Annotated in this window: 16 protein-coding genes and 2 tRNA genes; 12 read left to right on the top strand and 6 right to left on the bottom strand. The window is 60.9% G+C overall.

Annotation, left to right across the window (positions count from 1 at the left end; all coding sequences use genetic code 11):
- Positions 1 to 65 precede the first annotated feature (65 nt).
- The 4 genes from ACU688_RS00595 to ACU688_RS00580 all read left to right on the top strand — a co-directional run bounded on the left by ACU688_RS00595 (position 66) and on the right by ACU688_RS00580 (position 4,773).
- Positions 66 to 380 (top strand): MGMT family protein, encoded by a 315-nt coding sequence (locus ACU688_RS00595; protein ID WP_207040803.1) that lies wholly within the window; start codon positions 66 to 68, stop codon positions 378 to 380.
- A gap of 43 nt (positions 381 to 423) precedes the next feature.
- Positions 424 to 1,956 (top strand): AmpG family muropeptide MFS transporter, encoded by a 1,533-nt coding sequence (locus ACU688_RS00590; protein WP_448183293.1) that lies wholly within the window; start codon positions 424 to 426, stop codon positions 1,954 to 1,956.
- 127 nt (positions 1,957 to 2,083) lie between these two features.
- Entirely contained in the window at positions 2,084 to 3,799 is a 1,716-nt protein-coding gene (locus tag ACU688_RS00585) for a proline--tRNA ligase (protein WP_257784011.1), read from the top strand.
- Positions 3,800 to 3,819: 20 nt separating this feature from the next.
- Entirely contained in the window at positions 3,820 to 4,773 is a 954-nt protein-coding gene (locus ACU688_RS00580; protein WP_207040591.1) for a hypothetical protein, read from the top strand.
- Positions 4,774 to 4,905: 132 nt separating this feature from the next.
- On the opposite strand, the gene dinB is transcribed toward ACU688_RS00580, so the two are convergent.
- Positions 4,906 to 5,964: a DNA polymerase IV gene (gene dinB, locus ACU688_RS00575; protein ID WP_448183292.1), complete on the bottom strand. Its 1,059-nt coding sequence runs from the start codon at positions 5,962 to 5,964 to the stop codon at positions 4,906 to 4,908.
- Between the two features lie 279 nt (positions 5,965 to 6,243).
- Between dinB and ACU688_RS00570 the strand changes: the two genes are divergently transcribed.
- The 4 genes from ACU688_RS00570 to ACU688_RS00555 all read left to right on the top strand — a co-directional run bounded on the left by ACU688_RS00570 (position 6,244) and on the right by ACU688_RS00555 (position 10,793).
- Positions 6,244 to 6,320, top strand: a tRNA-Met gene (locus ACU688_RS00570).
- A 194-nt stretch (positions 6,321 to 6,514) separates the two neighbouring features.
- Positions 6,515 to 6,591 (top strand) — tRNA-Met (locus ACU688_RS00565).
- 279 nt (positions 6,592 to 6,870) lie between these two features.
- On the top strand, positions 6,871 to 9,513 hold the full coding sequence (mprF, locus tag ACU688_RS00560) for a bifunctional lysylphosphatidylglycerol flippase/synthetase MprF (protein WP_017736759.1): 2,643 nt from the start codon (positions 6,871 to 6,873) through the stop codon (positions 9,511 to 9,513).
- Positions 9,513 to 10,793 (top strand): virulence factor family protein, encoded by a 1,281-nt coding sequence (locus ACU688_RS00555; protein ID WP_448183291.1) that lies wholly within the window; start codon positions 9,513 to 9,515, stop codon positions 10,791 to 10,793. Before mprF ends, ACU688_RS00555 begins: the two co-directional genes overlap by 1 nt.
- Before the next feature lie 137 nt (positions 10,794 to 10,930).
- On the opposite strand, the gene recJ is transcribed toward ACU688_RS00555, so the two are convergent.
- Together recJ and ACU688_RS00545 are read right to left on the bottom strand one after the other, a co-directional pair.
- A complete protein-coding gene (gene recJ, locus ACU688_RS00550; protein WP_448183290.1) occupies positions 10,931 to 12,640 on the bottom strand; it encodes a single-stranded-DNA-specific exonuclease RecJ in 1,710 nt (569 codons plus the stop codon).
- Between the two features lie 197 nt (positions 12,641 to 12,837).
- Positions 12,838 to 13,380: a YaeQ family protein gene (locus tag ACU688_RS00545; RefSeq protein ID WP_017736762.1), complete on the bottom strand. Its 543-nt coding sequence runs from the start codon at positions 13,378 to 13,380 to the stop codon at positions 12,838 to 12,840.
- Between the two features lie 148 nt (positions 13,381 to 13,528).
- Between ACU688_RS00545 and ACU688_RS00540 the strand changes: the two genes are divergently transcribed.
- Both ACU688_RS00540 and ACU688_RS00535 read left to right on the top strand, forming a co-directional pair.
- Positions 13,529 to 14,728, top strand: a complete 1,200-nt coding sequence (locus ACU688_RS00540) for a CaiB/BaiF CoA transferase family protein (RefSeq protein ID WP_448183289.1) — start codon at positions 13,529 to 13,531, stop codon at positions 14,726 to 14,728.
- Complete coding sequence (locus tag ACU688_RS00535; protein WP_448183288.1) at positions 14,728 to 15,615, top strand: TIGR02285 family protein; 888 nt, start codon at positions 14,728 to 14,730, stop codon at positions 15,613 to 15,615. The genes ACU688_RS00540 and ACU688_RS00535 overlap by 1 nt, the downstream gene beginning before the upstream one ends.
- A 170-nt stretch (positions 15,616 to 15,785) precedes the next feature.
- On the opposite strand, the gene ACU688_RS00530 is transcribed toward ACU688_RS00535, so the two are convergent.
- Positions 15,786 to 16,070 (bottom strand): DUF3509 domain-containing protein, encoded by a 285-nt coding sequence (locus ACU688_RS00530; RefSeq protein ID WP_026136787.1) that lies wholly within the window; start codon positions 16,068 to 16,070, stop codon positions 15,786 to 15,788.
- A 313-nt stretch (positions 16,071 to 16,383) separates the two neighbouring features.
- On the opposite strand from ACU688_RS00530, the gene ACU688_RS00525 reads away from it, so the two are divergent.
- Together ACU688_RS00525 and ACU688_RS00520 are read left to right on the top strand one after the other, a co-directional pair.
- Positions 16,384 to 16,584: a hypothetical protein gene (locus ACU688_RS00525; RefSeq protein ID WP_124525018.1), complete on the top strand. Its 201-nt coding sequence runs from the start codon at positions 16,384 to 16,386 to the stop codon at positions 16,582 to 16,584.
- 136 nt (positions 16,585 to 16,720) lie between these two features.
- The gene (locus tag ACU688_RS00520; protein WP_448183287.1) at positions 16,721 to 17,374 is read left to right on the top strand and encodes a response regulator; all 654 of its coding nucleotides are present in this window, start codon (positions 16,721 to 16,723) and stop codon (positions 17,372 to 17,374) included.
- Here ACU688_RS00520 and ACU688_RS00515 read toward each other — a convergent pair.
- Together ACU688_RS00515 and ACU688_RS00510 are read right to left on the bottom strand one after the other, a co-directional pair.
- Positions 17,343 to 18,587, bottom strand: a complete 1,245-nt coding sequence (locus ACU688_RS00515; protein ID WP_448183286.1) for an EAL domain-containing response regulator — start codon at positions 18,585 to 18,587, stop codon at positions 17,343 to 17,345. The genes ACU688_RS00520 and ACU688_RS00515 overlap by 32 nt on opposite strands.
- 73 nt (positions 18,588 to 18,660) lie before the next feature.
- Entirely contained in the window at positions 18,661 to 22,218 is a 3,558-nt protein-coding gene (locus ACU688_RS00510) for a transporter substrate-binding domain-containing protein (RefSeq protein WP_448184010.1), read from the bottom strand.
- Positions 22,219 to 22,317: the final 99 nt, after the last annotated feature.

Genomic DNA, 22,317 nt, shown 5'->3' with positions numbered 1-22,317 from the left:
CGAAGATCTCAACGGATGCACCCACAGTGAATCAACCCGCCGACACTCCGCAAAGCCCCGCCGAAATGCGCCGCACGGCGCTGTACCTGACGTTGGCCCAGGTGCCCGAAGGCTGCGTGGTCAGTTACGGCGAGCTGGCGCAGCTGGCCGGATTGGGCCGCGCGGCGCGCTGGGTCGGGCGCACGTTAAGCCAGTTGCCGCAAGACACGCGGCTGCCCTGGCACCGGGTGCTGGCTGCCGGTGGTCGGATAAGTCTGCCGGTGGGCAGTGCCTCGGGTGACGAACAACGTGCGCGCCTGCGCAGCGAAGGTGTCAGTATCCTGAACAATCGCGTGGATATTCAGCGTCATGGCTGGCGCCCGGTAGAGCACAGCGGTTAGAGTGCGCGCTTTGTTTTCGCAATCCTGAGGCAGACTCCAGCCCATGCCCCGTAAAACCTGGCGCGCCGCGCTCGCCGCCTATGCCAGCCCCTCGACATTAGTCCTGTTGTTGCTCGGCTTTGCCGCCGGCTTGCCTTACATGTTGGTGTTCTCGACGCTTTCGGTGTGGCTGCGTGAGGCCGGTGTGGCCCGCGAGACCATCGGCTATGCGAGCCTGATCGGCCTGGCGTACGCCTTCAAGTGGGTCTGGTCGCCGCTGCTCGATCAATGGCGCCTGCCAATCCTCGGCAAACTCGGGCGTCGACGTTCCTGGCTGGTGCTTGCCCAGTCGCTGGTGATCCTCGGATTGATCGGCATGGGTTTCTGCGATCCGCAGAAACACCTGTCCTGGCTGATAGCCATTGCCGTGGTCGTGGCCTTCGCGTCGGCCACCCAGGATATTGCGGTGGACGCCTACCGCCTGGAAATCGCCGACGACAGCCGCCAGGCCGCCCTGGCTGCCAGCTATATGTCTGGCTACCGCATCGCCGCCCTCCTGGCCACGGCCGGTGCGCTGTTCTTTGCCGAAGGCTTCGGCTCTACCGGTTTCAACTACCAACACTCGGCGTGGCTCGGCACCTATGTGCTGTTCGGCGTATTGATGGTGCCGGCGCTGCTGACCACCCTGTTCATGCGCGAACCCAATGTGCCACTGCGCACCCAGTTGCAGGCCGGGCGCTACAGTTTTGTGCATCAATTGGTCTCGGTGTTCGTGCTGATTGTGCTGCTGGTGTCGGTGCCGGCGATGTTCACCCAGTTGTACAACACCGATTTCGAGAGCGTGATGTTCCACGGCATGAGCCTGTGGGACCTGCTGATGGACGACCGCGCGTTCCTGCGGGCCATCCTCTATATCACCCTCACTGCGCTCTGCCTCTCGGCCATGGGCCGTCGCGGCCTGGCTCCGGTGCTGACGCCGGTCAATGACTTCATCCTGCGTTACCGTTGGCAGGCGCTGCTGCTGCTTGGGCTGATTGCCACCTACCGCATGTCCGACACAGTGATGGGCGTGATGGCCAACGTGTTCTACATTGACCAGGGCTTTACCAAGGACCAGATCGCCGGGGTCAGCAAGATCTTCGGCCTGATCATGACCCTGCTCGGCGCCGGCATGGGCGGCCTGTTGATTGTGCGGTTCGGTATCTTGCCGATCCTGTTTATCGGCGGTGTGTTCTCGGCGGGCACCAACCTGTTGTTCGTCGCGCTGGCTGACATGGGCCCGGACTTGCAGATGCTGATCTTCACCATCTCGCTGGATAACTTCAGCTCGGGCATGGCGACCTCGGCGTTTGTCGCCTACTTGTCGAGCCTGACCAACCTCAAGTTCTCCGCCACCCAATACGCCCTGCTCAGCTCGATCATGCTGCTGCTGCCGCGCCTGATCGGCGGGTATTCGGGGGTGATGGTGGAGAAGTTCGGCTATCACAACTTCTTCCTGATCACCTGCCTGCTGGGTGTGCCGACGCTGTTTCTGATTGCGTTGCATTGGTTTCAGGAAAATCGGCGGGCGCGGTTGAATCCACCGGTAGAAGACTGACAAGCCTCAGTCAATGTGGGAGCCAGCTCCCACAAAAACACACTGCGACCTCGTGCCTGTACTCCGGCAGCAACCGCCCGTACAATCCCAAGTCATTTCAAGTCCAAGCAACCGACAACGGCCTACCATGCGTACCAGTCAATATTTGCTCGCCACACAGAAAGAAACGCCTTCCGACGCGGTTGTGATCAGCCATCAGTTGATGCTGCGCGCCGGTATGATCCGCAAACTGGCCTCCGGCCTGTACACCTGGCTGCCCATGGGCTTGAAGGTGATGCGCAAGGTCGAAGCCATCGTTCGCGAAGAAATGAACGCCGCCGGCTCTCTGGAAGTGTTGATGCCGAGCACCCAACCGGCTGAACTGTGGCAGGAATCCGGGCGTTGGGAAGAGTACGGCCCTGAGTTGCTGCGCTTCAAGGATCGTCATGGCCGCGACTTCTGCGCTGGCCCGACCCACGAAGAAGTAATCACCGACCTGATGCGCAACGAGCTGAGCAGCTACAAGCAGCTGCCGCTGAACCTGTATCAGATCCAGACCAAGTTCCGTGACGAAATCCGCCCACGCTTCGGTTTGATGCGCGGCCGCGAATTCATCATGAAGGACGCCTATTCGTTCCACGCAGACCAGGCGTCCCTGCAGGTCACCTACGACCGCATGCACCAGGCCTACTGCAACGTGTTCACGCGCCTGGGCCTGAAATTCCGCCCGGTTGAAGCGGACAACGGTTCCATCGGCGGCGCCGGCTCCCACGAATTCCACGTGCTGGCCGAATCCGGCGAAGACGACATCGTGTTCAGCAACGGCTCCGACTACGCAGCGAATATCGAGAAAGCCGAAGCCGTGCCACGGGAAACGTCCCGCGCTGCACCGGCCGAAGAGCTGCGCCTGGTGGACACCCCGGAGACCAAGACCATCGCGGCCCTGGTGGAAAAATTCAATCTGCCGATTGAAAAGACCATCAAGACCCTGATCGTGCGCGCCGAGGAAGAAGGCAAGCTGATCGCCCTGGTGATCCGTGGCGACCACGAACTCAACGAAATCAAGGCCGCCCAGCAACCTGGCGTGGCCAGCCCGCTGGTCATGGCCACCGATGCCGAACTGCGCGACGCCATTGGCGCCGGCGCCGGCTCCCTCGGCCCGCTGAACCTGCCGCTGCCGATCATCATCGACCGTTCGGTCGAGCTGATGAGCGACTTCGGTATTGGCGCGAACATCGACGACAAGCACTACTTCGGCGTGAACTGGGAGCGTGACCTGCCGGTTCCAACCGTGGCCGACCTGCGCAACGTAGTGGCTGGCGACCCAAGCCCGGATGGCAAGGGCACCCTGGAAATCAAGCGCGGCATCGAAGTCGGGCACATCTTCCAGCTGGGCAACAAGTACAGCCAGGCGATGAACTGCAAGGTGCTGGGCGAAAACGGCAAGCCGGTGATCCTTGAAATGGGTTGCTACGGTATTGGCGTATCCCGCGTGGTTGCCGCTGCCATCGAGCAGAACAACGACGCAAACGGCATCATCTGGAGCGACACCCTGGCGCCGTTCCAGATCGCGCTCGTGCCCCTGCGCTACGAAACCGAGCAAGTACGCGAAGCCACCGACAAACTGTATGCCGAACTGACGGCCGCCGGTTTTGAAGTGCTGCTGGATGACCGGGACAAGAAGACCAGCCCGGGCATCAAGTTTGCCGACATGGAACTGATTGGCATCCCGCACCGGATCGTGGTCAGTGACCGTGGCCTGGCCGATGGCAATCTGGAATACAAGAGCCGGACCGAAGCCGAAGCCCAACCGTTGCCGGTGGCTGACGTGCTGTCTTTCCTCCAGGCGCGTATTCGTCGCTGAAAACCAGATCAAGAGAAGTCATGTTCAAGCGAAACACCAGAGCCCTGGGGGGCGCCGCCTTGTGCGGCGCCCTGCTGGTCAGCGGCTGCGCCAACCAGATGTCGCAACGCAGTGAGCACGAGGAGCGGGTCGAGCGTAAGTTGCTCGACCACAGCCTGCAGATCGATGTAGGCGAACCCAAAGTGCTGGAACTGCCGCAACGCCGGGTGCGCATTCACGAGCAGAAGACCTTTGAGGTCACCGAGTTCGAAGTCACCCGTCGTTACGACCGCTACACCCCCTACCAGCCCTGGCGCAAACTCTATGAGATGCCTTTGGGTGCCGTCGCCCTGGTGGCCGGCGCGGGCGCCAACGTGGTGAATATCTTCGCCCTTGGCAACCTGCCGACCAGCGTGACCCGTGACTGGCTGACCTACGGCGTGGACGGCCTCAACCCGTTCATGAACGTGCAGTCCCATGGCCGCGCGCAACAGAACCTGGCGGGTATCGATGAAGTCCAGCGCGACAAGCGCGTGGAGTATTCGAGCCTGCCCTGGAGCGAGCGCCCGGTACAAGTCACCGCCGGCAAGCAAACCCATGAGCTGAGCACCGACCGCAACGGCGTCCTGCGTCTGAACCTGTTGGACAGCCCATTTGCCGAGCAGGACCTGAACCGCATCACCACCCTGAAAATCAGCGTGGAAGATGGCCAGGACGACGTGCATTCGGACTCGACCCTGGCGATCAGCAGCACATTGCGCGGCAAGCTGCTGGAAGCCCATGGCCTGATCTATGACGACCTGGAAGATGACGAGGTGAACCAGTGGGTGCACCGGGTCAAGCGCCTGTCGGAGTTGGGTTTGGAAGAAGAAGCCAGCGAATTGGAACAGAGCTTGATTGAACTGACTCGCAATGATCCCGAGCTGCAGCAGGAGTTTTTGCAGGCGCTGACCAAGGATGCGGGGCGACTCGTCGCAGATCCCGGCGCTCGCTGATATTTTACAAACGCAGCAAATCTAAATGTGGGAGCTGGCTTGCCTGCGATAGCGGTGAACCAGCTTGCATATAGAGTGGCTGATATACCGCTATCGCAGGCAAGCCAGCTCCCACAGTTTTTGATCGGGTTTCTACCAGGAGAATTCGAGCTGTTCGTTACCGCTGCTTAGATCCAGCAGCCGCACACCGATGCCTAATAGCCGCACCGGTTTCCCACCCCGATTAAACGCCTGCGTCAGCAGCTGTTGATAACTCTCCAGATCCCGCCCTGCCCCCGCCTGTTCCAGGGTCGTCTGGGTAAAATCATGAAACTTCACCTTAACGAACGGCTTGCCTGCACGGTAGCTGCTGTCGATACGCGCCATCCGCCCCGCCAGGGTTTCCATCAGCTCAGGCAGTTTCGCCAGGCAGCTTGAGAGATCCGGCAAGTCCACATCGTAGGTATTTTCCACACTGATGGATTGCCGGCGGCTGTCGTTGTGCACCACTCGCTCATCAATCCCACGCGCCAGACTCCAAAGCCGCTCGCCAAAACTGCCGAATTCGCGCACCAGCGCCAACTTGTTCCACTCGCGTAATTGCAGACAGTCTTCAATGCCTAGACGCGCCAGCTTGTCCGCCGTGACTTTGCCGACACCGTGCAACTTGTTCACCGGCAATTGGGAAACAAAGTCTTCGACCTGGTCCGGGGTAATCACGAATAGGCCGTTGGGTTTCTTCCAGTCACTGGCGATCTTGGCCAGGAACTTGTTCGGCGCCACGCCAGCGGAGACGGTGATGTGCAACTGGTTGGAGACCCGGCGTCGGATATCCTGGGCAATGCGCGTGGCGCTGCCGCCGAAGTGCGGGCAGTCGGACACATCCAGATAGGCCTCATCCAGCGACAGCGGTTCGATCAGGTCGGTGTAGTCGCGAAAGATCGTGTGGATTTCCTTGGACGCTTCCTTATAAGCATCCATGCGCGGCTTGACGATGGTCAGGTCCGGGCACAGCTTCAAGGCGTGGCGTGAAGACATGGCCGAACGCACCCCATACGCCCGCGCCTCGTAGTTGCAGGTGGCGATCACCCCGCGCCGGTCAGCCGAGCCGCCCACCGCCAGCGGCTTTTGCGCCAGGCTCGGGTCGTCGCGCATCTCGATGGCGGCGTAGAAACAATCACAATCAACGTGGATGATTTTGCGCTGCGTCATATAAACAGAGGGTTGATTCAACGGATGGCCAGTATCGCATCCACCCCTGTATATAGCACCAGTAGTTTGAATCTTCCGTTTGAACGGTAGGAAGATTCGCTGATGAATTTATTTTCTCAATCGAATCGAGCGCTCCAATAGAGCTGAAACCCTTGGCCAGACTGGGCCAGAGCCGTTCACACAAGTGTCTTATAGAGCTAACCGATTGAACCACAAGCGCTTTTCTTCGAATAAGCGGTTGACACCCCGGCGTTCCTCTGTAGAATGCCGACACACAGACGCGGGATGGAGCAGTCTGGTAGCTCGTCGGGCTCATAACCCGAAGGTCGTCGGTTCAAATCCGGCTCCCGCAACCAAACATCAAAAAAGGCTACTCGAAAGAGTGGCCTTTTTTGTGCGCGCCTGTTTTTGATTGTCGGACAAAAATCTTTGTCTATCGCGCACTTACCGCTCGCGGGCGGCCATTCAACGACTAATTCACACTTATTTGACCGATACATCTATTAACGGTTGACACCCCGCCGCTTGGCTGTAGAATGCCGCCCACAGACGCGGGATGGAGCAGTCTGGTAGCTCGTCGGGCTCATAACCCGAAGGTCGTCGGTTCAAATCCGGCTCCCGCAACCAAACATCAAAAAAGGCTACTCGAAAGAGTGGCCTTTTTTGTATCCGGTGAAAAAGTCCTTCTGAAACAATGACATGGCATCTTTCATGAAACCGTACACGGTTTGTAGAGTCCATCTCATTGCAAGCTATGCTCAATGCTCAAGCGCTGCCCTCTACGACCAATGGCCGCAGTCGCCGCACCCGGCGATCCGCGTTAATATTTGTAATTATTTTGTCCATAGGGATTGGTAACTTGGCTGGATACCTCCATCCTGTCGCGCACAATCCACGAGGTGATTGATGCGCGCCAACTCGTCTGAACCACTAGACACCGTCACAGCAGAACAACCGATCGCTCCCGCGCGCTTGCGCTGGCTGGATCTGTTGAGCAAATACCGCCAGCCCATCGGCTTGGCTGTCACCTTGTTGCTGTTTGCAATCGCCCTGATCGCCTGCCGGCACTTGCTGCTGGAGTTGGACCTTTACGCCCTCCACGACTCGATCCTGGAAGTACCCAAACCTGCCTTGCTCGGTGCATTTGCCGCAGCGGTTGCCGGTTTCGTCATTCTATTGGGCTATGAGTTTTCCGGCGCACGCTACGCGGGTGTGAACCTGCCGGCCAAGACCCTGGCCCTCGGTGGCTTCACCGCTTTTGCCATCGGCAATGCCATTGGCTTGTCGATGCTCTCCGGCGGGTCGGTGCGCTACCGTTTATATGCACGGCATGGCATCGGGGCTTCGGAAGTCGCCCACATGACTGTGTTTGCCAGCCTGGCCCTGGGCACCGCCCTGCCGCCACTGGCTGCACTGGCGACGCTGAGCAACCTGCCAGCTGCCTCGACCTACCTGCATTTGCCGCAAGCGGTGCTGGGCGGGATTGCTGGCGCGGTGCTGCTGCTGTCGGCGGTGTTGTGCATCGGCATTTACCGTCGCCGCCTGCCAGAGCAACCCTACCCGGACAATCTGCTGGTGAAAGCCGGCCGTCGTACCCTGCGCCTGCCGGGCCGTCGCCTGACCTTCCTGCAACTGATCATCACCGCACTGGACGTCGCCGCCGCCGCTACCGTCCTCTATATGTTGCTGCCGGAAGCGCCACCCTTCGGCCCATTCCTGCTGGTGTACCTGCTGGCCCTGGCCGCCGGCGTGCTCAGCCATGTGCCGGGCGGTGTGGGTGTCTTCGAAGCCATCCTGCTCGCCGCCTTCGCCGACAAACTCGGTGCCGCGCCACTGGCGGCCGCCCTGCTGCTGTACCGCATGATCTATGTGGTACTGCCATTGCTGATCGCCTGTGTATTCCTGCTGGTCAATGAAGCGCAGCGCCTGTTCCAGACCCAGCAAAGCCTGCGGGTTGCCTCTGGCCTGGCAGCACCGGTGTTGGCCGTCCTGGTTTTTTTGTCCGGCGTGGTCCTGCTGTTTTCCGGCGCCACGCCAGAAATCGACTCACGCCTGGAAAACATCGGCTTCCTGATTCCCCACCGCCTGATTGACGCCTCGCACTTCGGCGCCAGCCTGATCGGTGTGTTGTGCCTGTTGCTGGCCCAGGGTTTGCGCCGACGTTTGTCGGCGGCCTGGATGCTGACCATGGTGTTGCTGCTGACCGGCGCCCTGCTCTCGCTGCTCAAGGGCTTCGACTGGGAAGAAGCCAGTCTGATGACCATGACCGCGATCCTGCTGGCAATCTTCCGCCGCTCGTTCTACCGCGCCAGCCGCCTGACAGAATTGCCGTTCTCACCGCTGTACCTGGTGGCCAGCGTCTGCGTGCTCGGCGCGTCGATCTGGCTGCTGCTGTTCGCCTACCAAGACGTGCCCTACAGCCATCAACTGTGGTGGCAGTTCACCCTCGACGCCAACGCCCCGCGCGGCCTGCGCTCGTTGCTGGGTGCCGCCGTGCTGCTGGTGATCGTGTCGCTGACCTGGCTGCTGCGCACCGCACGCCCGATCATCCACCTGCCGACCCCGGAAGAACTGGAACGCGCCAGCAAGATCCTGATGGCCTCGTCCCAGCCCGACGGCGGCCTGGCGCTGACCGGCGACAAAGCGCTGCTGTTCCACCCCAATGATGAAGCTTTCCTCATGTACGCCCGTCGCGGCCGTAGCCTGGTAGCCTTGTACGATCCGATCGGCCCGACCCAACCTCGCGCCGAGATGATCTGGCAGTTCCGCGACCTGTGCGACATCCACCATGCGCGCCCGGTGTTCTACCAGGTGCGGGCGGAAAACCTGCCGTACTACATGGACATCGGCCTCACCGCGATCAAGCTGGGCGAAGAAGCCCGCGTCGACCTGAAACGCTTTGACCTGGAAGCCAAGGGCAAAGAGATGAAGGACCTGCGCTACACCTGGAACCGTGGCACCCGGGACGGCCTGTCCCTGGAGATCCATGAACCGGGTACGGCGCCGATGGATGAACTCAAGGTCATCTCCGACGCCTGGCTGACCGGCAAGAACGTGCGGGAAAAAGGCTTTTCCCTGGGACGATTCAGCGACGACTACCTCAAGCACTTTCGCATCGCGATCATTCGCTTCGAAGGGCGCCCGGTAGCGTTCGCCAACCTGCTCGAGACCTACAACCACGACCTGGCCAGCCTCGACCTGATGCGTGCGCACCCGGACGCGCCCAAGCTGACCATGGAGTTCATGATGGTCGGCCTGATTCAACACTATAAGAGTCACGGCTACGCCCGCTTCAGCCTCGGCATGGTGCCGTTGTCGGGCCTGCAACCACGCCGCGGCGCCCCGCTGACCCAGCGCCTGGGCTCGATGGTGTTCCGCCGTGGCGAGCAACTGTATAACTTCCAAGGTTTGCGCCGCTTCAAAGACAAATTCCAGCCTGACTGGGAACCCCGTTACATGGCCGTGCCCGCAGGACTCGATCCGCTGGTGGCACTGGCCGATACCGCCGCCCTGATCGCGGGCGGCTTGACTGGATTGGTGAAACGCTGATGATTCGACGTTCCTGGCGGTATGTATTGGCCTTTGTAGTGCTGCTCGCCCTGATCGCAGGCGGTGGCTTTTGGTACTGGAACCGCCCTGCCCCGCAGCCGACCCTGGCGCAGTTGCCCCAGGCCGACGGCTCGATGATGACGCTCGTCACCCCATATGGCACGCCAAAGGCCCGCGTCGCCGTGGCCGTGATGGCCGACGAAACCCTGACCGACAGCCAACTGATCGCCCTGAGCCAGGGCGGCAAGGCACAAATCGTACAAGTCGTTCTGCCAAAGGATGACTGCACGTTGCAGGAACAAGCGCTGCAAGGCGCCCTGGCCCAGCTCAAGGGCCCGGCCACCCTGGTTAGCGGCATCGGCCCTGGCGCAGCCCTCGCGTGGCGCTGGCTGGCCACCCAGAACGACGACAAGGCCAATGCCATCTCCGTCGGCTTCGCCCTGGTGCAGGAAGGCTGCAAGGACCCGCTGCCGAAAACCTCAGCCCATGGCAACTGGCTGGTGGCGTGGAACGACAACCCTGACGATGAAAGCGCCAGTTTCGTACGTGACACACCGCGCGCCACCACCAGCATCAGCGACTACGACATTCACTACCCGCAAGTGCTGAACAACGAACTGCGCAAGCAACTGGTGGGTTCGGACAACGGCGGCCTGGCAATCCCGGTGGTCGAAGTACCGGCGGGCCAAGCCAAGGACACCGTGACCCTGTTCCTCTCCGGTGACGGCGGCTGGCGCGACCTGGACCGCGACGTGGCCGGCGAAATGGCCAAGATCGGCTACCCGGTGGTCGGCATCGACACCCTGCGCTACTACTGGCAGCACAAGACCCCGGAACAAAGCGCCAAGGACCTCACCGAACTGATGCAACACTACCGTCAGAAGTGGGGCACCAAGCGCTTCGTCCTGACCGGTTACTCGTTCGGCGCCGACGTCCTGCCCGCGATCTACAACCGCATGCCGGAAAACGAACAGCAACGGGTGGACGCGATCATCCTGCTGGCCTTTGCCCGCACCGGCAGCTTTGAAATCGAAGTGGAAGGCTGGCTGGGCAACGCCGGCAAAGAAGCGGCGACCGGCCCGGAAATGGCCAAGCTGCCACCGGAGAAGGTGGTGTGCATCTACGGGGCGGAAGAAGTCGATGAGAGTGGTTGCACCGACAAGACGGCGGTGGGTGAAGCATTGAAGTTGCCCGGTGGGCATCACTTTGACGAGAACTACCCGGCGCTGGCGCAGCGGTTGGTGGATATCATCGTGAAGCATCAGGCCAAGGCCGAGTAACTCAAGCCCATACGCAAAACCCAATGTGGGAGCGGGCTTGCCCGCGATAGCGGTGGGTCAGTCACAACCTCGTTGGCTGACACTCCGTAATCGCGGGCAAGCCCGCTCCCACATTTGTTTCGTGGTGTGATTAAGATCTAGCGCGGCTCGATATGGGCAATCATCAGTTGCACCGTCTCATTACCCCGAAACTCATTCACATCCAGCTTGTAGGCCAATTCAACCCACTTCACCGTCGGGTTCGGCCACACCTCACGGTCCACGCCAAACGCAATGCCATCGAGCTTCACCGACCCGCATTCGCTCTTGAGCACCACCTTCAGGTGCCGCTCCCCTACCACGCGCTGTTCCACCAACTGAAACACCCCGTGAAACAACGGCTCGGGAAAGTGCTGCCCCCACGGGCCGGCGTGGCGCAAGGCGCGAGCCAGTTCCAGGTGGAACTCTTCCACCGCCAGGGTGCCGTCGGACAGCAGACGACCGGTGAGGTCTTCTTCGCGCAATTGCCGACGCACTTCGGCATCAAAGGCTTCGGCAAACAGTGGGAAGTTTTCCTCGTGCAGTGTCAGCCCCGCCGCCATCGCGTGGCCGCCGTATTTGGCGATCAGGTCGGGATGCTGGCTCGCGACCACCGCCAGCGCGTCACGGATGTGAAAGCCCGGCACAGAGCGCCCTGAGCCCTTGAGCAAGCCATCGCCGGCGTCGGCGAAGGCGATGGTCGGGCGGAAGTAACGTTCCTTCATGCGTGACGCCAGGATGCCGATCACACCTTGGTGCCATTCCGGGTCGAACAGGCACAAGCCGAACGGCATCGACTCTACCGGCAAGTCCTTGAGCTGGGCCAGGGCCTCGCGCTGCATGCCTTGCTCGATGGATTTGCGGTCCTGGTTCATGCCATCCAGCTGTGCGGCCATTTCCCGCGCGGCGGCGACGTCGGTGGTGAGCAGGCATTCGATGCCCAGGCTCATGTCATCCAGGCGCCCGGCGGCGTTGAGCCGTGGGCCAAGGATGAAACCGAGATCGGTAGAAGTGATACGCGCCGCGTCGCGCTTGGCCACTTCAAGGATCGCCTTGATCCCCGGCCGCGCGCGACCGGCACGAATGCGCTCCAGGCCCTGGTGCACGAGGATGCGGTTGTTGGCGTCCAGGGGCACCACGTCCGCCACGCTGCCCAGGGCCACCAGGTCGAGCAAGTCGCCGATGTTCGGCTGCGGTTTGTTTGCGTACCAACCCAGGTCGCGCAGACGCGCACGCAGGGCCATCAGCACGTAGAAGATCACGCCCACGCCGGCCAGGGCCTTGCTCGGGAAACCACAGCCCGGCTGGTTGGGATTGACGATCGCATCCGCCGCAGGCAATTCATCACCCGGCAAGTGGTGGTCGGTGACCAACACTTGCAGCCCCGCCGCTTTCGCCGCCGCCACGCCTTCGACGCTGGAGATGCCGTTGTCCACGGTGATCAGCAACTGTGGTTCGCGCTGCAAGGCCACCGCGACAATTTCCGGGGTCAGGCCATAACCGTACTCGAAGCGGTTGGGCACCAGGTAATCCACATGGGCCGCGCCGAGCAAGCGCAAGCCCAGGGTGCCCACGGTGCTGGCGGTGGCGCCATCGGCGTCGAAGTCTCCGACGATCAGGATGCGCTGGCGTTGCTCCAGGGCTGTCACCAGCAAGTCCACCGCCGCGTCGATCCCTTTGAGCTGCTGGTAGGGAATCAACCGCGCCAGGCTCTTATCCAGCTCGGCTTCGGACTGCACGCCGCGAGCGGCGTAGAGACGGGTCAACAGCGGCGGTAATTCACCGAGAAACGGCAGGACGGCGGGCAACGGGCGGGGATCGATACGCATGGGGTGAGGAAGGCTTCTCTTCGATACAACGGTTAAACAGGAATTTTCAAAACAACACATATCAACTGTGGGAGCTGGCTTATTGTGGCGAGCGAGCTTGCTCGCGCTGGGGTGCGAAGCGCCCCCAAGAAGCCGGAGACTGCTGCGCAGTCAACGGGAGCAAGCTCCCTCGCCACAGCAACCCCTCCCACACTTTTTCAGCCGCGCTCGCCGACCAGCCATTGCAGTTGCACTTCGTGCTGGCCACGGTCGTCGGTGACGAAGATCGTGCCTTCGCTGATCATCACATCCCACTTGATCACGCGCGGCATGTCCTTGGCCAGGGTCTCCAGGACTTCCTGGGGCACGGCAGCGATGTGCACGTTTTTCAGGTTGTTCGCCACCGGCACCACCTTGCCTTCCCACACGCGCAGGCTGCCGTAGGCCAGCAGGCTGGTGCGTTCGGTACGACGCGAGCACCAGGTCAGGCGGTCGGCATCGGGCTGGCCGACTTCGATCCAATGCAAAACCCGATCATCCAGGCTTTTTTCCCACAGGGCTGGCTCGTCTACATCTGACAGGCCACGGCCGAACGACAAGTGCTCGTTGTACCAGAGGGCGTAGGCCAGCAGGCGCACGGTCATGCGTTCTTCGGTTTCCGAAGGATGACGGGCGATGGTCTGTTTGACGCTCTCGTACACCGAACGATCGAGGTCGGTGAGGTTGAGTTCGAATTTGTAGGTCGTGGACGGCTGGGCCATGAACGGGCTTCTAGAGACAGGGAAAGGCGGTCAGTCTAACCGATGGCGAGGTCATTCAACGAATACTGCGCTGCATCATCCTTATCCATGGGCCGCTCGCCTATGTTAAAAGGCATCACACCACCGCCCCGTGTTTGTAAGGATCCCCATGTCGCTTAATGCCAAACCCCTTGCCGGCCTGAAAGTCATCGAACTGGGCACTCTGATCGCCGGTCCGTTTGCCTCACGTATCTGCGCCGAGTTCGGTGCCGAGGTGATCAAGGTCGAATCCCCGGACGGTGGCGACCCGCTGCGCAAATGGCGCAAGTTGTATGAAGGCACTTCGCTGTGGTGGTTTGTACAGGCGCGCAACAAAAAATCGCTGACGCTGAACCTCAAGCACCCGGACGGACTGGCCATCCTCAAGCAGTTGCTGGCGGACGCCGATATCCTGATCGAGAACTTTCGCCCCGGCGTGCTGGAAAAGCTCGGCTTGAGTTGGGAGACCCTGCACGCGCTGAACCCGAAGCTGGTGATGGTGCGCCTGTCGGGGTTCGGCCAGACCGGGCCGATGAAGGACCAACCGGGGTTTGGCGCGGTGGGCGAATCCATGGGCGGGCTGCGCTATATCACCGGCTTCGAGGACCGCCCGCCCGTGCGCACCGGGATCTCCATCGGCGACTCGATTGCCGCGCTATGGGCGGTGATCGGCGCGCTGATGGCCCTGCGGCATCGCGAGGTCAACGGCGGCTTGGGCCAGGTAGTGGATGTGGCGCTGTATGAAGCGATCTTCGCCATGATGGAAAGCATGATTCCCGAGTTCGACGTATTCGGGTTTATCCGTGAGCGCACCGGCAACATCATGCCCGGTATCACGCCGTCGTCGATCCACACCAGCGCCGACGGCAAGCATGTGCAGATCGGCGCCAACGGGGATGCGATCTTCAAGCGCTTCATGCTCGCCATCGGTCGCGAAGACCTGGCCAACGACCCGGCACTGGCCAGCAATGACGGGCGTGATAGCCGTCGCGATGAGCTGTATGGGGTGATTGATCGCTGGGTTAATTCATTGCCGCTGGAGCAGGTAGTCGAGGCACTGAACAAAGCCGAGGTGCCCGCCAGCCGGATCTACAGTGCCGAGGACATGCTCGGCGACCCGCAATTTCTCGCCCGGGAAATGTTCCTCAAGGCCCAACTGCCCGATGGCAAGGACTTCAAGATGCCCGGCATCGTGCCCAAGCTGTCGGACACCCCCGGCAGCTGCGAGTGGGTGGGACCGCAGTTGGGCGAGCACAATGGCGTGCTGCTGGACAGTCTGGGTTACGACGCCGCCGCCATTGCCCGTTTGCGTGAGGAAGGCGCGATCTGATGGTGCTTCGGTGTAAACGCGGGTGGGTGCAGCTCTGTCTTATCGCTTCGATGCTCAGCGGCTGGCCCCTGCCAGCGCACGCCGGCGAGACGTTGACCTGGTTGTTGCGCGACCTGCCACCGCTGACCATTTTCGAGGGGCCGCGCAAAGGCCAGGGCGCACTGGATCAACTGTTGCCGATCCTCATCGAGCACTTGCCGGACTATCAACATCAGGTCCTGCACGTCAATCGCGCGCGCGGCATGCAGATGATGCGCGAGCCGACGACACTGACCTGCGATCCCTCATTGCTGTGGACGGCGGAGCGCGCCAAATACATCGTGTTCTCCAGCCAGGCGTTTGTGGTCGCCAGCAACGGCATCATGATCCGGCATAGCCAGGAAGACGCGATGGCACCCTATATCGTCGATGGCCAGTTCGACCTGCAAGCCTTTTTCGACGCCCATAAAGCACGGGTGGGCGCCATCGCCGAACGCAGTTACGGGCCGCTCGTCGATCAACAGCTCAAGCTGGCCGATGCCCACAAGCTCGCCCTTCACTATGGCAACGATGCCCTGGGCAGCCTGCTGCAAATGCAACGCCTGGGGCGACTGGAGGCGGTGTTGGGTTACTGGCCGGAAATCCGCTATCACGCGATGCAACAGGGCATCCCTGCGGCGGACCTGAGCTTTTATCCGATCAAGGGCTCGGCGCCCTACCAACGCACCCAGATCGGTTGCTCGGATACGCCTCGTGGGCGTCAGATCATTCAGCGCATCAACCAGGTGCTGCTGGACATCCCACTGGAACAGGTGCAGCAGTCCTACGCTTCGTGGCTGGACCCGGTGATGCGCGAGCATTATCTGCGGGATAACCCAAGCTTCTTCCAGGATTCGCCGGAGCCCTGAAAAATCGCAGGCAAAAAGAAACCCCGAAGAGTGGGGAGACACTTCGGGGTTAAACGTGGCCTACAAAGACCAGTACAACAAGGCACAAACACCGGAGCACAATGTTTGCTCTTGCTGTTACAAAATCTGACCGGCCATGTTGTAGGAAGTTTCCATGATTAAACAATTCTTCATGCAGCGGCGGCGCTGCGGGTCTGGGCAGCGTTGCGCAACGCCGCAATGACCGAGGGTTCCAGACGTCCTTCGGCAATCTTGATGTCACGCAGAAGGCAGTCCACCACATCCACCAGCACGCGTTTATCCATCAACTGTGTGCGGTCCACTTCTCGCTCGACCACGATGGCACCAGCAGGGTTCTTCACGGTGACCAGGCACTCGTCCTGCACACCGGAGGTGGTCAGCGTAACCTGATAAGGGCTCAGTGCTTCTTCGAGCAATAGGCTGATACTTTCCATCTCGATCACCACTCAATAGTTCAGGAACAATCGGTTCAACGGGAGCTGCATCTATCCTAAGTGACTGTTTGTGACGTAGGAAAGTTCGCTTTATCGTCTTTATGGGGCCGTCAGGGGTGACGGATTCCAGCATGCGCTTGCAACATGACAAGCAAAAAACGGCGCACATAAATGCTTACGCAATGGGCGACTGTTTTGCGGGTTGCCGACGGCTGAGGCCGGGGGGTGAATCCTAAACTCGGTGAGCGCTGATGACGCGGCTACGCAGATAAAAGCGCATGTCAAAAGGCCCTTATTGCGAAGGATGAAGACGATGTTGGAACACGACAAAGAGCAGGCAGCATTAGAGAAGATTCATGCCGACATATCACGCATCTATGCGGAGCAACGCAAACTCAACGCCGAAGCACACAAGATCACCCGTGAAAACTTCTGGTATCCCCTGGGTGTCGTCATGGCTATGTTTACAGTTTTCACCAGCGTAGTGGCCCTGGCAGTAAAAATACTCGCATAGCGCATTCGCGCCGCCTGGGCCTGCCAAAAACAAAAAACGCCGCTACCCCAAGGAAGGCAAAGCGGCGTTTTTGTGCACCGTTAAACCCCCACCGGGTTAACAGGCTAGAATCCCCGAATTGCCCGGGGAACCTATCTTGAGAAGCGCACCTGAAAAACCCTTGCGTATCATCCTTGCCGACGACCATCCGATTTTCCTGATTGGTCTGCGGGCGGTCCTGGAGCGCGATGAACAACTGGAAATTGTCGGCGAAGCCAACTCTCCCCTATCCCTGACCCAATTGCTGCAACACTGCGCCTGCGACCTGTTGATCACCGATTTCATGATGCCTGACGAACCCCAGGCCGACGGCTTGCGCCTGATCAACCAACTGCGCCGCCATCACCCGTCGCTGCCCATCGTCGTGGTGACCATGCTCAACAATGCAGGGTTGTTTCACGCCATCCTGGAGCTGGGTGTCATGGGCCTGCTGAGCAAAGCCAGCCTCGCGAATGAATTGCCTGAGGCCGTCCGACAGGTCCGCCAGCAGCGCTGCTATGTGGCCCACACCATTCGCCAGGCGCTGAGCGCACTGGGTACTGATCGGTTACAGTCCCACGAGCAGCTATCGCCCCGCGAGCTGGAGGTGATTCGCCTGCTGGCCAGAGGGCTGACCGTTGGCGAGATCGCGGCACAGCTGCATCGCAGCAAGCAGACGGTCAGCGCGCAAAAAGTCAGCGCCATGCGCAAGCTTGGGCTCAGTACCGACGCCTCACTGTTTATCTACGTGCAGGAGCATGGGTTGGCCTGACCTGGTGGCCGATCCACGCTTTCAGGGCCTGGGCGTCCATCGGCGGTGCAATCAGGCAACCTTGCAGCCAGGCAGGGCCCAGTACACCGACCGCATCACGATCGGCAGGGGTTTCAATACCTGTCACCACCACGTTCATGCCCATGCGGCTGGCCATGCTCATGGCGCCGGCAACGACCGCCACTTTGCGCTCATCACTGGCCATGCCACTGGCAAAGGCCGGGGGAATTTTCAGCTCCGTGAACGGTAGCTCCAGCAAACGCTGCAAACTGGTACCGCCGACGCCGAAGTCACCGATGGACAACTTGCAGCCAATCATCCGTAAACGCAGCAAGCTGCTGACATGCGCGCTGTCGGTGTTCAACCGCGTGGTTTCGACCAACTCCAGCGTCAGGCTATGGGCCGGCACGGCATGGCGTTGCAGCAAACGCTGCAGCGCCTGGGGAAAGTGCGCATGCTCCAACATCCGCCTGGGAATATTCACCGCCACCGGCAAGATCTCGCCCGTGTCCCACGCTATCTGGCTGACAAACCCCAGGGCTTCTTCCAGCACATGCCAGGTAAACGCCTCCTCCATGCCGGCAAACTCCAGCACCGGCAGGAACTCATGGGGCAGTAACACACCTCCGTCAGGTAGATACCAGCGCGCCAGCACCTCAACCCCCTGCAACACGCCTGCCTGGCAAACGATAGGCTGGAAGCTGGCGCTGGCGTAGCGCGCGATAGCCACCTGGCAGGCATCCACCGAAGGCGGCAACCCATCCCGTTCATTGAGCCCCAACAGTTGGCGCACCTTATCCCAGGACACGACTTGCGGCCCCGGACGCAAGTGTTGCAGGCAAGCCGTCAGCAGTTGCCCAACCAATTGGGCCGAGGCGGGTTTGGGCAAGCACCGGAGCACATTCAACCCAGCCTGGCGCGCCATGCTGGCGACCCCTTCCAACACATCAGGCTGAGCACTGCTCAACAGGATCAGCACCTGAGCCTGGCGCAGTTCGCCCAGTTCGCGAATCAGTTCAAGGGCATCGCCTTGCTCCAGATAGAGGTCGCAAATGGCAATATCCACCGGCCCCTTGCTCACCAACGACTGCCGGGCGGCCTCTACGGTTTCGGCGGTCATTACATTGAAGACACCGTTGGCGTTGAGCATCTGGTGCAGGGCCATCAGTTGGAACGGGTGATCTTCGAGGATCAAGACATTGAGGGAACGCATGGCAAACTCTAAGACGCAGAAGCAAAGTTGCGCAGGCTACGCAAAAGGTTCTGCGCGCCCCATAGGACGCGTCCTATTCTTGCGGACTCAAATGGGTGCCCAGCTCCACCTTGAAGGCTGTCAGCGCGTCATTCAGCACGCGCCACAGCGCTTCAACCTCGTCAATGCGCTGCCCACGCAGGCAGCCCTCAAGCCCCACGCACGCCTTGGCAAGCGGCAGCGCATCCACCAGGCAGCAAATGCCCTTGAGCCGATGCAGTGAGGCCAGCACTCCCGGAAAGTCCTGACACGCCAACGCCGTCTGGATCCCATCGTGCTCATGTTCAAGACTCTTCGCCAACTCCTCCAGCATGCGCTGCAGGACCGGCCCATCGGCCTGGGTCATCACCTGCAAGGTCTGGATATTGAAGGTGCGCAGCGGCGCCACGCGGGCGAGGACGGTGGCCCACTGCTCAAGAGTCACCGGTTTGACCAACAACTCATCCATCCCCGACGCCAGGCAACGCTGGCGCTCATCCTCCAGGGCATTGGCGGTACACCCCACCAGCGCAGTGCGCGATCGCTGCTCTTGGGTTTCAATCCCACGCACGGCTTCGCTCAAGGCGTAGCCGGACATGCCCGGCATGTTGCAATCCGTCACCAGCACGTCAAAGGCGTCATCGCGCCAACGCTGCAAGGCCGACTCCGCCGAGTCGAAGGCCACCACCCGGTGGCCGAGGAATTGCAGTTGCTGAGCCAGCACCAGGCGGTTGGCCGGTAAGTCATCGACGATCAACACCGACAAACGGCGACCGGCCGCCGGCAGGACCGCCGCAGGCTCAGTTGGCCTGTCGTCGCCTCTGACCCGCTGCAGATACAGGTCAATGCAAATCGTCGTGCCCTCGCCCGCCGCGCTGCTCAGGGCGATCGTGCCGCCCATCAACTCCACCAGTTGCTGGCAAATGCTCAATCCCAACCCGGTCCCGCCATGCTGAGCCGCCGTCAGCGGGCTGACCTGGACAAACGGCTTGAACACCCGGGCCTGTTGTTCCACACCAATCCCCGGCCCACTGTCTTCGACACACAGGTGCAGGAATTCAACGCCGGCCTCATCACACTGGGCAGCGACGCTAACGCGGACCTCACCCTGCTGGGTAAACTTCAGCGCATTGCCCACCAGGTTATGCATGACCTGCCGCAGGCGCAGCGGATCGAACCAATAATCCCCTTGCGCCGCTGGGTCGAAGGCCAGGGTCAAAGCCAGGCCTTTTTTACTCGCCATCGCCTCAAACAGCCGCTGGATACCGTCGAAAAAACCCTTCAGGTCAGTGGTCTGCGGCACCAGTTGCAAATGGCCTGCTTCGATCTTGGCCAGGTCCAGGCTATCGCCCATCAACTCAATCAGCTCACGCGCGGAGCGATGGGCCACCTGCAAGGCTTCGGAGACGCGCTTGCCCTCAGCCAGGGCGCGTTCTTGTTCCAACTCAAGCAAGCCGATGATGGCGGTCATGGGGGTGCGAATTTCGTGACTGAGGGTTGAGAGAAACGCACTTTTTGCGTAGTTCGCGTCATCGGCGGCCTGGCGTGCGTCCATCAACTGATGCTCCAGGACCTTGCGCTCATTGATGTCGATCCACCCGCCAAGCAGCCCCTGCAATTGGCCGCGCGCATCGAAAAACGGCACCGTCCATTGGTAAACGTGGACAGTCCCGCCGTTGAACTCCAGTTGCCGATCAACAAACAACGACTGCTGTGTGGCCAGTTGCTCCATGTGCCCGGCATGCAGGCGCGCGGCCGTGGCTTCTGGCAGCAAGCCGCTTTCCATCAAGGTCAGGCCCTGGATCAGCTCCCGTCGGGTGGCCAACTGCTGTTCGTAACGGGTGTTACAGGTCACCAACCGGCCAGCCAGGTCCCGTACGAAAACCGGGTTGGGCATGCCATCGAGCAGGGCACGCTTGAAGGCCAACTGGTCGCTCAGTCGTTGCTCGGCCACCAGGCGCTGCTGGATCTGCCGCTTGAGCCGGCTATTCCAGACCAACGACACCAATACACACAACAGCGCCATGGCGACCGTCCAATAGGCCCAGGGCGGCACACGCTGCCAAGCCGACGTCGGGATCGGCACCGTGCCCAGCCAGCGCAAGCGCAACGCGCTCAACTCTGCCACCGGCATCGCTTCCAACGCCTTGTTCACAATGCTCAACAGCTCGGGCTGGTCCTTGCGCACCACCAGGCTGTTGGACGACCACTTGCCCTCCACACTGCGCCCGATGCGCAAGCCGTCGGACGGGTAGCTCTGCACCTCCACTTCATTCTGGATCGTCGCCGCCGCACGCCCCTGGATCACCTGCTCACGGGCCTGGGTATAGTTGTCGACGGAGAGAATCTCGATGTCCGGGTGTTCACGGCGAATAAAGTTTTCCAGCACATGCCGGGCCGGCAATGCCAACACCTGGCCGGAGAGCTCACTCAAGCTGGCCACTAACGGCGTGTCACTGCGCTGGACGAACACCCAACCGGCCCCGCCAAAACCATGGCTGAAGTCCAGGAATTGCCTGCGTTCCTGATTCTCGGCCAACGTGGTGTTCATATCCGCCCTGCCCGCTGCGAGTAACTCCAGGGTCTGCGCGGTGGAAGACACCTCCTCCATCACGAACTGCAAGCCGGTCATGCGGGAAATCCGGTTAAGCAGATCGATATTCAAGCCGACCCATTGACCGTCCTTGTCTTTGAAGAGGTACGGCGACTGTTGCTGGGACGCCACCACCACATGGGGATGGTGCAACAGCCACGCTTGCTCCTGGGCTGACAACACAATGCGGTCGGCGGCGATGCCCACCCCCAGGCCGGTGGTCCAGCGCGCGAGGATTTCACGTTGTATCGACTCGTCGATACTCGCCAGGGCGCGGTCCAGCATGCCGCCCAACAACGGGTCGGCCGTACGGGAAGCAAAGGCAAAGCCAATCGGCGCCAGCCGGCTCTCCACGTTTATCTGCAACCCCAGGTAAGGACGCAGTGACTTGTAGGCACGCACAATCACTTCATTGCCGATAAATGCATCGGCATCCCCCTGATTCAACGCTTCCAGGCCGCTGTAGAGGTTCGGGGCCAGCATGATCTGGCTGGCGGGATAGGCCCGATGCACGTTGCCGACATTGGCGTAGCCCTCCAGCAAGACCACCTTCTTGCCCTCAAGGTCTTCGTTCTGCGTGGTGTCGTCGCGGCGCACGACCACCACCGAACGATCCGGCATGTAGTCGCGGGTAAACCGCAAACCCGGCACATCCCGTTCATAGCCGTTGGCGCTGGTCAGAATATCGATGGCCCCACTGCGCAAGGCTTCCACCGCCTGCGCCCGCTCAGCGAAGCCCATCACCTGCATGGGCACATCGAGGCGCGCGCCGACCAGGCTCAGGTAGTCGGCGCTGATGCCCTGGTAGCGATTGTGGTCACGGGTGATATCAATCGGCTGGTAGTCAGCAATGGAGATGCCGACCTTCAGCGTTCGATGGCTCGCCAGCCATTGCTGCTCGGCGGCCGTCAACGGCAAGGGGGCCAGCGGGGTAAACGCCGGCACCAGTTTGAACGGCAGGCTGACGGCGGCCAGGCTTGCCGGCGGTTGACCGAGCAAGAGCAAACACAGCAGCCACAGGCACCTTCGGCTCAATAAACGCACTGTGTTGGAGACCTCTCTTTTTGTTATCGATTGCCCGCTGGAGTATGGCTTGCCCCAATGAAAAAGCCCGTCACG

The sequence above is a fragment of the Pseudomonas acericola (SeqCode) genome (assembly GCF_053456465.1).
The sequence above is the reverse complement of the archived record's forward strand: the minus strand, read 5'-3'. Positions and strand labels throughout refer to the sequence as shown.

Coding starts and splice junctions, on each gene's coding strand:
- mprF (WP_017736759.1), top strand. CDS start 6,871: ATGCGCGCCAACTCGTCTGAACCACTAGACACCGTCACAGCAGAACAA.
- ACU688_RS00580 (WP_207040591.1), top strand. CDS start 3,820: ATGTTCAAGCGAAACACCAGAGCCCTGGGGGGCGCCGCCTTGTGCGGC.
- ACU688_RS00515 (WP_448183286.1), bottom strand. CDS start 18,587: ATGCGTTCCCTCAATGTCTTGATCCTCGAAGATCACCCGTTCCAACTG.
- ACU688_RS00525 (WP_124525018.1), top strand. CDS start 16,384: ATGTTGGAACACGACAAAGAGCAGGCAGCATTAGAGAAGATTCATGCC.
- ACU688_RS00595 (WP_207040803.1), top strand. CDS start 66: ATGCGCCGCACGGCGCTGTACCTGACGTTGGCCCAGGTGCCCGAAGGC.
- recJ (WP_448183290.1), bottom strand. CDS start 12,640: ATGCGTATCGATCCCCGCCCGTTGCCCGCCGTCCTGCCGTTTCTCGGT.
- ACU688_RS00590 (WP_448183293.1), top strand. CDS start 424: ATGCCCCGTAAAACCTGGCGCGCCGCGCTCGCCGCCTATGCCAGCCCC.
- ACU688_RS00535 (WP_448183288.1), top strand. CDS start 14,728: ATGGTGCTTCGGTGTAAACGCGGGTGGGTGCAGCTCTGTCTTATCGCT.
- ACU688_RS00555 (WP_448183291.1), top strand. CDS start 9,513: ATGATTCGACGTTCCTGGCGGTATGTATTGGCCTTTGTAGTGCTGCTC.
- dinB (WP_448183292.1), bottom strand. CDS start 5,964: ATGACGCAGCGCAAAATCATCCACGTTGATTGTGATTGTTTCTACGCC.
- ACU688_RS00545 (WP_017736762.1), bottom strand. CDS start 13,380: ATGGCCCAGCCGTCCACGACCTACAAATTCGAACTCAACCTCACCGAC.
- ACU688_RS00530 (WP_026136787.1), bottom strand. CDS start 16,070: ATGGAAAGTATCAGCCTATTGCTCGAAGAAGCACTGAGCCCTTATCAG.
- ACU688_RS00585 (WP_257784011.1), top strand. CDS start 2,084: ATGCGTACCAGTCAATATTTGCTCGCCACACAGAAAGAAACGCCTTCC.
- ACU688_RS00540 (WP_448183289.1), top strand. CDS start 13,529: ATGTCGCTTAATGCCAAACCCCTTGCCGGCCTGAAAGTCATCGAACTG.